At 74.5% G+C, this 12,642-nt stretch carries 11 protein-coding genes and 3 pseudogenes; 10 read left to right on the forward strand and 4 right to left on the reverse strand.

What is annotated here, in order from left to right:
- Window positions 1-105: 105 nt before the first annotated feature.
- Entirely contained in the window at window positions 106-963 is an 858-nt protein-coding gene (locus D9753_RS03365) for an MBL fold metallo-hydrolase (protein WP_121785645.1), read from the reverse strand.
- A gap of 164 nt (window positions 964-1,127) precedes the next feature.
- On the opposite strand from D9753_RS03365, the gene D9753_RS03370 reads away from it, so the two are divergent.
- From D9753_RS03370 to D9753_RS03390, 5 genes and pseudogenes are all read left to right on the forward strand, one after another.
- Window positions 1,128-1,997: an alpha/beta fold hydrolase gene (locus D9753_RS03370; protein WP_121785646.1), complete on the forward strand. Its 870-nt coding sequence runs from the start codon at window positions 1,128-1,130 to the stop codon at window positions 1,995-1,997.
- 185 nt (window positions 1,998-2,182) lie between these two features.
- On the forward strand, window positions 2,183-2,743 hold the full coding sequence (locus tag D9753_RS03375; protein ID WP_121785647.1) for a DUF2243 domain-containing protein: 561 nt from the start codon (window positions 2,183-2,185) through the stop codon (window positions 2,741-2,743).
- Entirely contained in the window at window positions 2,743-3,597 is an 855-nt protein-coding gene (locus D9753_RS03380; protein WP_121785648.1) for a cytochrome c oxidase assembly protein, read from the forward strand. Before D9753_RS03375 ends, D9753_RS03380 begins: the two co-directional genes overlap by 1 nt.
- A 52-nt stretch (window positions 3,598-3,649) precedes the next feature.
- A pseudogene (locus D9753_RS03385) lies at window positions 3,650-3,995 on the forward strand (tetratricopeptide repeat protein).
- A 221-nt stretch (window positions 3,996-4,216) separates the two neighbouring features.
- Complete coding sequence (locus D9753_RS03390; protein WP_121785649.1) at window positions 4,217-4,861, forward strand: peptide deformylase; 645 nt, start codon at window positions 4,217-4,219, stop codon at window positions 4,859-4,861.
- Between the two features lie 42 nt (window positions 4,862-4,903).
- Here the strand turns inward: D9753_RS03390 and D9753_RS03395 are convergent.
- A pseudogene (locus tag D9753_RS03395) lies at window positions 4,904-6,336 on the reverse strand (dihydrolipoyl dehydrogenase family protein).
- Window positions 6,337-6,477: 141 nt separating this feature from the next.
- Between D9753_RS03395 and D9753_RS03400 the strand changes: the two are divergent.
- Entirely contained in the window at window positions 6,478-6,855 is a 378-nt protein-coding gene (locus tag D9753_RS03400) for a thioredoxin family protein (RefSeq protein WP_121785650.1), read from the forward strand.
- 26 nt (window positions 6,856-6,881) lie between these two features.
- On the opposite strand, the gene D9753_RS03405 is transcribed toward D9753_RS03400, so the two are convergent.
- Entirely contained in the window at window positions 6,882-7,883 is a 1,002-nt protein-coding gene (locus D9753_RS03405; RefSeq protein ID WP_121785651.1) for a LacI family DNA-binding transcriptional regulator, read from the reverse strand.
- A 191-nt stretch (window positions 7,884-8,074) separates the two neighbouring features.
- Window positions 8,075-8,749 (reverse strand): TetR/AcrR family transcriptional regulator, encoded by a 675-nt coding sequence (locus D9753_RS03410; RefSeq protein ID WP_205614044.1) that lies wholly within the window; start codon window positions 8,747-8,749, stop codon window positions 8,075-8,077.
- 99 nt (window positions 8,750-8,848) lie between these two features.
- Here D9753_RS03410 and D9753_RS03415 point away from each other — a divergent pair, with 99 nt between their 5' ends.
- The 4 genes and pseudogenes from D9753_RS03415 to D9753_RS03430 all read left to right on the forward strand — a co-directional run bounded on the left by D9753_RS03415 (window position 8,849) and on the right by D9753_RS03430 (window position 12,568).
- Window positions 8,849-9,412, forward strand: coding sequence for an NAD(P)H-dependent oxidoreductase (locus D9753_RS03415; protein WP_121785652.1), 564 nt, complete (start codon window positions 8,849-8,851; stop codon window positions 9,410-9,412).
- A 242-nt stretch (window positions 9,413-9,654) separates the two neighbouring features.
- Window positions 9,655-10,620, forward strand: coding sequence for an alpha/beta hydrolase (locus D9753_RS03420; RefSeq protein WP_121785653.1), 966 nt, complete (start codon window positions 9,655-9,657; stop codon window positions 10,618-10,620).
- Between the two features lie 275 nt (window positions 10,621-10,895).
- A pseudogene (locus D9753_RS03425) lies at window positions 10,896-12,322 on the forward strand (amidase).
- A gap of 27 nt (window positions 12,323-12,349) precedes the next feature.
- Entirely contained in the window at window positions 12,350-12,568 is a 219-nt protein-coding gene (locus D9753_RS03430) for a hypothetical protein (RefSeq protein WP_121785654.1), read from the forward strand.
- The last annotated feature ends 74 nt before the right edge of the window (window positions 12,569-12,642 follow it).

Raw genomic sequence — 12,642 nt, forward strand, 5'->3', positions numbered from 1 at the left:
CTCGGCTTCGGCCACTGACCCTCGCCGGACCGACGGCCCTCCCGAGCCGTCCCGCGCCCTCCCGTCCGGGACCGCTTCCGGGCGGGAACGGTCCGGGGCCGCCGGTCAGGTGGCGACGGGGGCCGCTCCGTGCTCGGCGGAGAGGCGGGCACGGCCGCCGTGCGGGCAGTGGACGATGCGGTCGCCGAGGCCGAGCCGGCCGGCCTCGGCCAGGAAGACGGACAGCGGTGAGCGCATCACCGTGTAGTCCTCGTAGTGCACGGGCAGGACGGCCCGGGGGTCCAGGCGCCGGGCCAGCTCCGCGCCCTGCGCGCCGTCCATGGTGACCACGAACCCGCCGGGGAGGCGGGTGCCGCCCAGGTGCAGGACGGCCAGGTCGGCGGCCGGGAAGCGGCGGGTGATCTCGTCCAGGCCGTCGTAGGGCAGCGTGTCGCCGGAAACGTACAGCCGTAGCCTCGTCGGCCCGCCCACGGGTCCGAACTCGATCATGCTGCCCATCACCGGTGGCAGCAGCCCCCGCAGCACCGGATGCCCGGCGTGCCGTGCGGGCAGTGCCGTGATCGTGGCCCGCGCCCGGCCCTGCCGGAGGGTGAATCTCTGCCAGGTCCGCAGTCCCGCCGTCCGCTCGAATCCGTGCAGCACTTTCAGCCGGCGTGCGGCATGCGGCGTGCTGATCACCGGAACCCCGTGGTCCAGGTGCCGGCGGGCGCGACGGTCCCAGTGGTCCCCGTGCAGGTGCGACAGCACGATCCCGTCGAGGCGGGGCAGGTCCCACGGCTGCACGGCGGGCTCGGTCAGGCGCCGGCTCAGCAGCCCGTAGCCGAGGTAGGCGTACTGGCCGCGGTGCAGGAAGTTCGGGTCGGTGAGCAGGGTCAGCGGGCCGTAGCGCAGCAGCACGGTCGCGTTGCCGACGAAGTGGAGGTCGACCGTGTCGTCGGAGAGGCCTTCCGTGGTTCCGGGCATGTGATCAGCCGCCTTCCGTCCGAGCCGGGGCACGTCCGCGCGGTATCGCGGACGCGCCGGGTTCTTCCGTCGGCGGGCGGGTACCCCTGGCGGGCGGTACCGCTCCGGCCGACCGGTCGGAGCGGTGGCGCGAGGTGTCGGCGAGGAGAGCGGAGGGGTGGTCCGTGTTCGAGGATTTCGAGGTCCGCACGGTACGGACGGACGGCGCGTCGGCGTTCGTACGCCACGGCGGCGAGGGTCCGCCGGTGGTGCTGCTGCACGGTCATCCGCGCACGTCCGCGACCTGGCACCGGGTCGCCCCGATGCTGGTCCGCAGCGGTTTCACCGTGGTCTGTCCCGACCTGCGCGGCTACGGCCGCTCGCGTGGCCCGGCGCCCACGGAGGACCACGCCGGGTACTCCAAGCGGGCCGTCGCCGGCGACGTGGTCGAGGTGATGCGCACGCTCGGCCACGACCGGTTCGCGGTCGCCGGGCACGACCGCGGGGGCGCCGTGGCGCTGCGGCTGACACTCGACCACCCCGACGCCGTCTCCCGCGTGGCCCTGCTGGACTGCCTCCCGATCAGCGAGCACCTGTCGCCGCTGACGACCGAGTTCGCCACGCAGTGGTGGCACTGGTTCTTCCTCGCCCAGCCGGACATCCCGGAGCGGGTCATCAACGCCGATCCGGACGGCTGGTACCGCGGCGACCCGCGGATCATGGGGCAGGAGAACCACGACGAGTGGCGGGAGGCCACCAGGAACCCCGAGGTGGTGCGGGCGATGCTGGAGGACTACCGGGCGGGGTTGACCGTCGACCTGCGGCACGAGGAGGCCGACCGTGCCGCCGGAAACCTGATCCGGTGCCCGGCGCTGGTGCTGTGGTCCCTCAGGGACGACCTGGAGGACCTCCACGGGGATCCGTTGCGGATCTGGCGGCGGTGGGCGGTGGACGTGCGCGGCCACGGCATCGACTCGGGGCACCATATGGCCGAACAGGCGCCCGAGGCGCTCGCGTCCGCGCTGGGCGACTTCTTCTCCGGACGGACGGCCTGACAGACCGCACCACGGCCGGACCGGCGCAACCGCCCGGTCCGGCCACCGCGGGTGGCCGCCGCCCACAGATGGCCGAGCGGGCCGCAGCGGTGGAGCCGGGGAACTGATAGCTGTCGGTAGGGCAGCCGATACGGGGAACCGACCCCCGGGGAACCGGACCCGGAAACCGACCGAGACGAGGAGCGATGGCGACCACCGTGCGCGAGAGCAGAACCGAGACCGCGCCGCCCGGTCTTCAACTGCCGGGAACACTGCTGGGGGTGGGGCTCGGCGGATTCGTCGACGGCATTCTGCTGCACCAGCTCCTGCAATGGCACCACATGCTCACCAGCACCGATCACGATCACATCGGAGTCAGGTACTACGACCCCGACACCGTCTCCGGGCTGCGGATGAACACGGTGTGGGACGGCGTCTTCCACACCGTGTGCTGGCTCGCCGTCCTCAGCGGTCTCGCGGTCCTGTACGCCCGGGTGACCACCGGCCGGCGCCAGGTGTGGGCCTCACGGGTGCTGTGGGGCTGGATCCTGGCCGGCTGGGGCCTGTTCAACCTGGTCGAGGGCATCCTGGATCACCAGATCCTGGGAATCCACCACGTCCACGGCGGCCCGTACCAGGTCTGGTGGGACGTCGGCTTCCTGGTCCTCGGCGCGCTGCTGCTGGCCGGCGGCTGGCTGCTGCGACGCGGTGGACGGCCCGTCGATCCGGCGGCCCCCCACGCCGGCCGAGCGGACCGCCCCGTCTGATGGACCACGGCACCCTCCACGCGCACCACGGCATCCTCCACCCGCATCACCATGAGGGCGGTGGCCCGCTGGAGTCCGTCCTGCCCGCGCTGGCCCTGCTGGTGTGCGCAGGCGGATATCTGCTGCTGGCGCACCGGGTACGCCGCCGCAACCCGGTGCGGGGCTGGAGTCCCTGGCGTACCGCCGCTTTCGGCACCGGTCTGGTACTGGTGGCGGCGGCGCTGCTGCCGCCCGTCGCCGGCCTCGCCCACCGTGACTTCCGCGGCCACATGGCCCAGCACATGCTCATCGGCATGTACGCGCCGCTCGCCCTGGTGCTCGGCGCGCCGGTCACGCTCCTGCTGCGCGCCCTGCCGGCACCGCGCGCCCGCCGTCTCACCGCGTTCCTGCACAGCGGGCCGGCCCGCCTGCTCGCCCATCCGGCGACCGGTCTGCTGCTGTCCACGGGCAGCCTCGTGGTCCTGTACTTCACCCCGCTCTACGGCACCGCCTCGGCCCACCCGGCCGGACACTGGCTGCTGCACGCCCACTTCCTGCTGTCGGGGTGCCTGTTCGCGTACGCCGTCGCCGGCCCCGACCCGGCACCGGCCCGCCCCGGTGTGCGCACCCGGCTGGTGTACCTGGGGTGCGCCATCGCGGTGCACGCGGTCGTGGCGCAGTTGATGTACGGCGGTTTCTGGGTGGACGTCCGCGCTCCCGTCCCCCAGGTCCAGGGTGGCGCGATGATCATGTACTACGGCGGTGACATCGCCGAACTGCTCCTGGCGGCGGCCCTCATCGCCACCTGGCGCCCCGAGCGCCGCGTGATGCCACGGCCGCGTTCCGGCCACCCCGTCGAAGTAGTGGAATATTAAACGACTGCGCTCCGTTATCGCCGCGACGAGGAGGTCAGAAGTGGAGACGCAAGTGGAGACCACGTACTACGACCACGGCACCGCCGCCGACCGCTGGGAGCGCGCGGCTGTTCTTCGCCGCCAGGGACTACGCGGGCGCGGCGCGGGTGCTGGCCGGGCTGGTCGAGGAGGCGCCGGAGCAGACCGGGCCCCGGCTGCTGCTGGCCCGCGCCTACTACCACTCGGCCCAGCTACGGCGTGCGGAGGAGGAGTTGCGGGCCGTCGTGGAGCGGGACCCGGTGGAGCACTACGCCCGGCTGATGCTCGGCCGCACGCTGCAGCGGCAGGGCCGGCACGAGGAGGCGGACCGGCACCTGCGGCTCGCCTCGGCGCTCGCGGGCGACTTCCCGCAGCGGTGAGCCGACCGGCCCCGGACGACCGGAGACGGAGCCCGGCCAGCCCGATCCGGCAGGGACCGCCGACCGGTGACCGAGCCCGGCCAGCCCGATCCGGCAGGGACCGGGCCCCCGGGCAACCGGAGGCGGAACCCAGCAGCCCGGTCCGGAAGGAGGCGGGCCGGCCGGGTCGGGCGGTGGCGTGTGCCGCGGGGAGCGGTGCACGGGCATGGCATCCTGACGCGATGGCAGCTCCCCGTGAACACGCGCCCCTCGCCGAGCGGGTCGAAGAACTCCTCGCCGCCGGCGGCCCCCTGCCCATCGTCGCGGCCGGACAGCCGGTGCTGCGCCGCGGCACCGAGCCGTACGACGGCCAGCTCGGTCCCGCCCTGCTGGCCCGGTTCGTCGAGGCCCTGCGCGCCACCATGCACGCGGCGCCCGGTGTGGGACTGGCCGCGCCGCAGGTCGGCGTACCGCTGCGGATCGCGGTGATCGAGGATCCGGCGCCGGTGACCGAGGAGGTCGCCGTGGTCCGGGGCCGGGTGCCGCAGCCGTTCCGGGTCCTGGTCAACCCGGTGTACGAGCCGGCCGGCCCCGCGCGGGCCGCCTTCTTCGAGGGCTGCCTGAGCGTGCCGGGCTGGCAGGCGGTGGTCGCCCGGCACACCGAGGTCCGGCTGCGCGGCGAGGACGAGCGGGGCCGCGCCTTGGACGAGGTGTTCACCGGCTGGCCCGCCCGGATCGTCCAGCACGAGACGGACCATCTCGACGGCACGCTGTACCTGGACCGCGCCGAACCACGGTCCCTGTCGACCGATGAGGCGGTGGCGGCCCGGTGGGCACAGCCGTCGCCCTCGGCCGCCGCCGCGGCCCTCGGCTTCCGGCTGCCGTAGCCGTCGCCGGGGCCTCGGCCTCCGGCTGCCCCAGCCCGCCGCTCAGTTGTCCCGGTACGCCTCGAGCAGCCGCAGCCACACCTCGCTGAGCGTCGGGTAGGACGGGACCGCGTGCCACAGCCGGCCGAGCGGGACGCGGCCCGCGACCGCGACGGTGGCCGAGTGGATGAGTTCACCGACGCCGGGGCCGACGAAGGTGACTCCCGCGCAGGATCTCGTCCTCCAGGTCCACGACCATGCGGGCGCGGCCCTTGTAACCCTCGCCGTACAGGCCCGCCCCGGCGACGGAGGAGAACGCGACGTCGACGGCGCGGACGCGGTGGCCGGCCTGTTCCGCCTCGGCGAGGGAGAGGCCGACCGCGGCGGCCTCGGGGTCGGTGAAGACGACCTGGGGTACGGCGTCGTGGTCGGCGGTGGCCGCGTGCGCCCCCCCAGGGCTCGTCCAGGAGGGGGCTGCCGGCGGCGCGGGCGGCGATGGCGGCGCCCGCGACCCGCGCCTGGTACTTGCCCTGGTGGGTGAGGAGGGCGCGGTGGTTGACGTCACCGACCGCGTACAGCCAGTCGGTGCCGGTGACCCGCAGGCTGTCGTCGACGTCCAGCCAGGAGCCGGGTTCCAGGCCGACGCTGTCCAGGCCGAGGTCGTCGGTCCCCGGGACGCGGCCGGTGGCGAAGAGGATCTCGTCGGCCTCGACGCGGTCGCCCTCGGAGGTGACGGCGACGACGGTGCCGTTCTCGCGGGTGACGGACTCGACGCTGGTACCGGTGCGGATGTCGACGCCCGCCTCGGCGAGCGCGTCGGCGACCAGCTCACCGGCGAAGGGCTCCATCCGGGGCAGCAGGCCCTTGCCCCGGACCAGCAGGGTGACCCGCGAGCCGAGGGCCTGCCAGGCGGTGGCCATCTCGGTGGCGACGACACCGCCGCCGACGACGATCAGCCGGCCGGGTGCCGCCTCGGCGCTGGTGGCCTCGCGGCTGGTCCACGGCTCGACCTCGGCGAGTCCCGGCAGGTCGGGCAGCCGGGCGCGGGTCCCGGTGCACACGGCGACGGCGTGCCGGGCGGTGAGGGTGGTGACCGTGCCGTCGGGTCCGGTGACGGTGACGGTACGGGCTCCGGCCAGGCGGCCGTGGCCGCGGTACAGGTCGGCGCCCGTGCCCTCCAGCCAGGCGACCTGGCCGTCGTCCTTCCAGTGGGAGGTGTACTCGTCCCGGCGGGCCAGCACGGCCGGAGTGTCGAGCGGGCCCCGCACGGCCTGGCCGAGCCCGGGCAGGCGGCGGGCGTCGGCCTGGGCGATGACCGGCCTGAGCAGGGCCTTGCTGGGCATGCACGCCCAGTAGGAGCACTCGCCGCCGAGCAGTTCGCTCTCCACGACCGCGGTGCTGAGCCCGGCCGCGCGGGTGCGGTCGGCGACGTTCTCGCCCACGGGGCCGCCGCCCAGCACCACGACGTCGTAAGCGATGGATTCCGTTTCCGTCATGGGGCCAGTGTGGTGGGTGGGGTGCGCCGCGGCCACAGGGGTACGCGCGCGGAACACAGGCGTGCACGCGTGGAATAGGCGGACCGGCGGCCGTGTTTCCGCCGTCGGCACACCCCTACACCCGGAAGAGGGAATCACGCCATGAGCAGCACCGTGGAGCTCACCAAGGAGAACTTCGACCAGACGATGAGCGAGAACGCGTTCGTTCTCATCGACTTCTGGGCGCCCTGGTGCCCCCCGTGCCGGCAGTTCGCGCCCGTCTACGAGAAGGCGGCGGCGGAGAATCCCGATCTGGTGTTCGGCAAGGTGGACACCGAGGCGCAGCCCGAGCTGGCCGCGGCCTTCGACATCCAGTCGATCCCGACGCTGATGATCGTCCGCGACCAGGTGGCGGTCTTCTCCCAGCCGGGCGCCCTGCCCGCACCGGTCCTCACGGACCTCATCGGGCAGGCCCGCGGCCTCGACATGGACGAGGTCCGCAAGAGCATCGCCGCCCAGCAGGGCGAGACGCAGAAGTAGCCCGTGCTGGGGGCCTCGGTACCGGGTCAGCTCGACTCGCGCCGCACCACCGAGGCCCCCAGCACGGTGTGCACGTCGGGCTCGCCGCCGGGATCGCGCACGGCGCGGTCGACCAGCTCGGCGAGGTCGCGGCCCGAGGGCAGCTCGATGTGGACCGTGCTGAGGCGCGGTCGCAGCAGCCGGCCCAGCATCAGGTCGTCGGCGCCGATCACGGCCACGTCCTCCGGGATGCGGATGCCCTCGTCCTGCAACGCGCGCATCAGGAGCATCGCGTACTCGTCGTTGTAGGCGAACACCGCGTCCAGGCCCGACCCGGTCCAGCGTGCGGCGAGTTCGGCGGCGGCCTCCTCGGTGTGGGCGAGCGGCAGCTCGGTCACGGTGGCGGCCGTGCCGCGCAGTGCCTGGCGGGCCCCCGCGAGCCGGGGCCGCGAGTACGCCTGAAGCCCGGACTCCTCGGGTACGACCACGCCGATCCGGCGCCGGCCGCGGGCGTAGAGGTGGGTCGCGGCGCAGTGGCCGACGGCGTCGTGGTCCATGAGCAGGGCGTGCGCGCCGTCGACGCGCGTGGGGCCGAGGGTGACGACGGCACGGGCTCCGGACCGTTTGAGGACGGCGACGCCCTGCGGGCCGAGGCCGGTACCGGGCACCAGGACGGCGACCGGCCGCAGCTCCGCCCAGGCGCGGGCTGCTTCGTCGCCCTGGAGGCCGACGCTGCCGTACTGCACGACGGTGTAGTCCAGGCGGCCGAGCGCCCACTGGAGTTCGTTGAGGAACGCGCTGTAGAGGGGCCCGGCCGGGATGGCCGGGGCGGGCATGAGGACCATGCGGCTGTGGCCGGCGCGCAGGCTGCGGGCGGCGGCGTGCGGTACGTATCCCAGTTCGCGGGCGGCCTCGCGCACGCGGAGGCGCGTCGGCTCGCTGATGCGTACCGCGCCGGTGTTGTTGAGGACGTAGGAGACGGTCGCGCGGGAGACGCCTGCCAGGCGGGCCACATCGGCACTCGTGGGCGTGTTCGGTATCTGCACCATGACGACGGCATCCTGGCAGAGCGCCGGACGCCCGGGTCAGCCGGGTCGAGGTGGTTCACCGTTCGACGAATTCGGCGCCGGTACGGCGTGGTTCGCACCGGACGCGGACGGACGTCCGCCGCGACGCCGGGCCTCTCCCCCGCACCCGCCACCTCCTTCGGGGTGGCTCCCTTCGGTGGTGCGGCCTAGCGTTACGGCCCGGTGCGGGTCACCCGGGCGACCAGGTCGGTCCAGCCTGCCTCCAGGCGTTCCATCGGCATGCCGCACTGCCGGGTCAGGTGGTGGATCAGCGCCGGGTCCAGTGAGGCCATCAGCGTCTGGGCGAGCAGGTCGCAGTCGCCGTCCGGCACGATCTGCCGGAGCAGCATCGTGACGTGGACGCGCAGTGCCTCGACCGCGGGGTGGGCGAACCGGCGGGCCGGCTCGGCCTGGGCGGCCAGGTGCAGGTCCAACTGCTCGGCCGAGCGGTACAGCACCGCCACGCCGAACGCCCGCAGCCGCTCCAGGGGCGGGGCGCCGGGTCCGAGCGGCGGCGGGCCGCCCACGAAGTCGGCCTGCAGCCGCCTGGCGGAGTGGTCGAGCAGGGCCATGAGCAGTCCGGTGCGGTCGCCGAAGCGCCGGAAGACGGTGCCCTTGCCGACCTGGGCCGCGGTGGCGACGGCCTCCATCGTGACCCCGGCGACGCCGTGCTCGGCGATCAGCCGGGCGGCGGCCTCCAGCAGCCGGGCCCGGTTGCGGGCGGCGTCGGCGCGCAGGCACGGCTCGTCGGGAGCCGTGCCGACCTCCAGCAGCCTGGGTTCGCCGAGGGGCTCCTGGGGGTTCGGGAAGGGCGGCAGCGCGCGGGACATGAAGACAGCGTAAAGCATCGGGAAGAAAACTGGACCGCGGTCCGCTTAGGGTGATAGAAACATAACCGGACCTTGGTCCGGATCGTGACAGCGACGTTTCAGCCTCTTGGAGTTCTCATGTCCGTTCGCATCCTCGCACTCGTCGGCAGCCTGCGCGCCGGTTCGCACAACCGCCAGCTCGCCGAGGCGGCCGCCAAGCTCGCGCCCGAGGGCGCGGAGGTCGAGCTGTACGAGGGCCTGGCCGACGTCCCCTTCTACAACGAGGACATCGACGTCGAGGGCGACGTCCCGGCCGCCGCCGCGAAGCTCCGCGAGGCCGCTCAGGCCGCCGACGCCTTCCTGTTCTTCTCCCCCGAGTACAACGGCACCATTCCGGCCGTCCTGAAGAACGCCATCGACTGGCTGTCCCGCCCCTACGGCGCCGGCGCCTTCGGCGGCAAGCCCGTCGCCGTGATCGGCACCGCCTTCGGCCAGTACGGCGGTGTGTGGGCGCAGGACGACACCCGCAAGGCCGTGGGCATCGCCGGCGGCAAGGTGATCGAGGACATCAAGCTCTCCATCCCGGGCTCCGTGACCCGCTTCGCCGCGACCCACCCGGCCGACGACGCCGAGGTCGCCGCCCAGTTGACCGAGGTCGTGGCCCGTCTGCACAGCAACGTGGGCGAGGCCGCCGCGGCCTGACCGTACGACCCGCGAGAGGGCCGGAGCCGGCACACGGCTCCGGCCCTTCGCCGTCCCCGCCCGGCACGGTGGGGGGCCTGTGACGCAAGTGACCCGGCCACGGCGGGGTAGGCGGGTCGTGACCGCGTACGCCGGCCGGCCCACCGCACCCCGCGCCAGGGGTGCCGGGAGCCGGCGTACGACCGCACACGCGTCGCCGCACCGGACCACCGGACGCCGGACGTCTCACGGGAGGAAAAGGCATGCCCCTGGTTCCGCCGCCGTTCGACCCGGAACTCGCCGCCGTGCTGGAGCGGTACGGGGACGTGCTGTCGCCCGGTTTCACCCTGGACGACCTCGACGGCGCCCGGCAGAGCGCGGCCGTCGAGCTGGTCGACCCCACCCTGGACGGCGCCTTCGAGACGGAGGACCGTACGGTGCCCGGCCCCGCGGGCGCCCCCGACATCTCCCTCCTCGTGTGCCGTCCCGCGTCCTCCCCCGCCACGGCGGCCCTGCCGGTGGTCTACCACGTGCACGGCGGCGGCCTGGTGGCCGGCTCCAACCGGGCCGGTGTGACCGAAGCCCTGGCGTGGGCGGACGAACTCGGCGCGGTGGTCGTGTCGGTGGAGTACCGGCTCGCGCCCGAACACCCGCACCCCGCGCCGGTCGAGGACGTGTACGCCGGGCTGCTGTGGATCGCGCGGCACGCGAAGGAGATCGGCGGTGACCCGGACCGGATCGTCGTGGCGGGCGCCAGCGCGGGCGGCGGCCTGACCGCGGCGCTCGCCCTGCTCACCCGGGACCGGCAGGGTCCGCGCCCGCTCGGCCAGCTACTGATGGGCCCGATGCTGGACGACCGCAACGACAGCGGGTCCGGCCGTCAGATGGCCGGCCTGGGCGTCTGGGACCGTAGCGCCAACGACACCGCCTGGACGGCGCTGCTGGGCGACCGGCGCGGTGGCCCGGACGTCTCCCCGTACGCCGCCCCGGCCCGCGCCGCCGACCTCTCCGGGCTCCCGCCGGCCTTTCTCGACGTGGGCTCGGCGGAGACCTTCCGGGACGAGGTGGTCGCCTACGCGTCCCGGATCTGGCAGGCCGGCGGCGTGGCCGAACTCCACGTCTGGCCGGGCGGCTGCCACGGCTTCGACGCCCTGGCCCCCGAGGCCGCCCTGTCCCGGGCGGCCCGCGCGGCCCGGATCGGATGGCTGCGGCGCCTGCTGGCGGCCTGAGCCGACGATTCGCGCCCGCGGGCCGTCGACCGCCCTGGAGAGTCGCCCGCCGGGCCGGTGCTCAGCCGGACGCCACCGCCTCCAGGCACGGGAAACTGTAGCGTTCAAGTATCGCCGTGACCGCCCCGAGCCGGAAATTCGGGCCGCCCGGGGTGGTGGGCGCGGGCCGCGGGGCATTCGTGGTGCGACTCGGCGCGAAATCCGTACGCCCGTCCCCGATTCGACGTTACCGTGCGGTAGACATCGTGCCCGGAGCCTCCCGGAGGTGTGCCCCCATGACGCCCGACCGCGCCGCGGGTCTCGCGGACACCCGACGCGCCCTCGCCGCCGGGGAGGTGTCCTCCCGCGCGCTGGTGGAGCGGACCCTGGCCCGGATCGAGGCCGCCCAGCCGTCGCTGAACGCCTTCCGGATCGTGCGCGCCGAGGCCGCCCTCGCCGAGGCGGACGCCGCCGACCGGGAGCTGGCGGCCGGAGCGCGGCGTCCGCTGCTCGGTGTGCCGGTGGCGGTGAAGGACGACATGGACGTGGCCGGCGAGCCGACCGCGTTCGGCTGTCGCGGCGATTTCCCGCCGGCGGCGGCGGACGCAGAGGCGGTACGACGACTACGCGCGGCCGGCGCTGTGATCGTCGGCAAGACAAACACGTGTGAGCTGGGGCAATGGCCGTTCACCGAGGGCCCGGCGTTCGGCGACACCCGCAACCCCTGGCACCCCGGGCACACGCCCGGCGGGTCCTCCGGCGGTTCGGCCGCCGCGGTGGCCGCGGGGCTGGTCCCGGCCGCGCTGGGCTCCGACGGCGCGGGCTCGGTGCGGATCCCGGCCTCCTGGACCCACCTGATCGGCATCAAGCCGCAGCGCGGCCGTATCTCGACCTGGCCGCGCGGTGAGTCCTTCCACGGCATCACGGTGAACGGCACCCTCGCCCGGACGGTCGCCGACGCGGCCCTGCTGCTGGACGCGGCGAGCGGCAACCACGACCGGGACCCGCACCGGCCACCCGCGCTGACCGTGGCGGACGCGGCCGGCCGGGACCCCGGCCGGCTGCGCATCGCCCTCTCCCTGAAGCCGCCGTTCACCGCCGTACCGGCCCGGCTGCACCCGCAGATCCGCGCCCCGGGTCCTGGAACTGGCCGAGGAACTCGCGGACTTGGGACACGACGTCGAGGAGGCCGACCCGCCGTACGGGCAGATCGGACTGACGTTCCTGCCGCGGGCCACCGCCGGGATCGCCGAGCGGGTCCGCGAGGCCCCCGACCCCGCGCTGCTCGACCCGCGCACCCGGGGCACGGCCCGGCTCGGGCGGCTGCTCGCCGGGGCGCCGCTCCGAGTGGCCCGGCGCGCCGAGGGGGTACTGCACCGGCGGATCGGCGGGTTCTTCCGGTCGTACGACGTGATCCTCACGCCGACGACGGCCGCTCCCCCGCCCCCGGATCGGCGCCCTGGCCGGGCTCGGCGGGCTGGCCACCGACCGCGCGATGATCGCCGCCTGCCCCTACGCCTGGCCGTGGAACGTGCTGGGCTGGCCGGGCGTGAACGTGCCCGCCGGCCTCGCGGGACCCGGACTTCCGGTGGGCGCGCAACTGCTCGGCCCGGCACACAGCGAACCCCTTCTGATCGCGCTGGCCGCCCAGTTGGAGGCGGAGCTGCGCTGGCACGAGCGGTGGCCGCCGCAGCGGGCGGACGCGGACCGGCCGGCCGTGTGACCGCGCCGCCGTCCGTACGCTGGGGCCATGGGTGACGCGTCGATGGTCGGGCTGATGGGTCGGGTGACGGGGACGGTCGGGCCCGGTCTGGTCGGTGAGGTGATCGTGCGGGTGCGTGGCGGCGCGGAGCACTTCCTCGCCCACCCGGCCGACGGCACGAGCCGGCTCGCGCCGGGCACGGTGGTGATGGTGGTGGAGCACCTGCCGCCGAGAACGGTCTACGTCACGGCCGCGTACGGCGGTTGAGCCTGCTCAGCCCCCGGCCGGCGGGTCGGGCATCAAGATTGTGACAAGGTTTCGCCGGCGTCTTCTCCGGGGCC

Source organism: Streptomyces dangxiongensis (assembly GCF_003675325.1).
Lineage (GTDB): Bacteria > Actinomycetota > Actinomycetes > Streptomycetales > Streptomycetaceae > Streptomyces > Streptomyces dangxiongensis.

Coding starts and splice junctions, on each gene's coding strand:
- D9753_RS03430 (WP_121785654.1), top strand. CDS start 12,350: ATGGGTGACGCGTCGATGGTCGGGCTGATGGGTCGGGTGACGGGGACG.
- D9753_RS03410 (WP_205614044.1), bottom strand. CDS start 8,749: ATGCTTTACGCTGTCTTCATGTCCCGCGCGCTGCCGCCCTTCCCGAAC.
- D9753_RS03405 (WP_121785651.1), bottom strand. CDS start 7,883: ATGGTGCAGATACCGAACACGCCCACGAGTGCCGATGTGGCCCGCCTG.
- D9753_RS03420 (WP_121785653.1), top strand. CDS start 9,655: ATGCCCCTGGTTCCGCCGCCGTTCGACCCGGAACTCGCCGCCGTGCTG.
- D9753_RS03400 (WP_121785650.1), top strand. CDS start 6,478: ATGAGCAGCACCGTGGAGCTCACCAAGGAGAACTTCGACCAGACGATG.
- D9753_RS03375 (WP_121785647.1), top strand. CDS start 2,183: ATGGCGACCACCGTGCGCGAGAGCAGAACCGAGACCGCGCCGCCCGGT.
- D9753_RS03365 (WP_121785645.1), bottom strand. CDS start 963: ATGCCCGGAACCACGGAAGGCCTCTCCGACGACACGGTCGACCTCCAC.
- D9753_RS03380 (WP_121785648.1), top strand. CDS start 2,743: ATGGACCACGGCACCCTCCACGCGCACCACGGCATCCTCCACCCGCAT.
- D9753_RS03390 (WP_121785649.1), top strand. CDS start 4,217: ATGGCAGCTCCCCGTGAACACGCGCCCCTCGCCGAGCGGGTCGAAGAA.
- D9753_RS03415 (WP_121785652.1), top strand. CDS start 8,849: ATGTCCGTTCGCATCCTCGCACTCGTCGGCAGCCTGCGCGCCGGTTCG.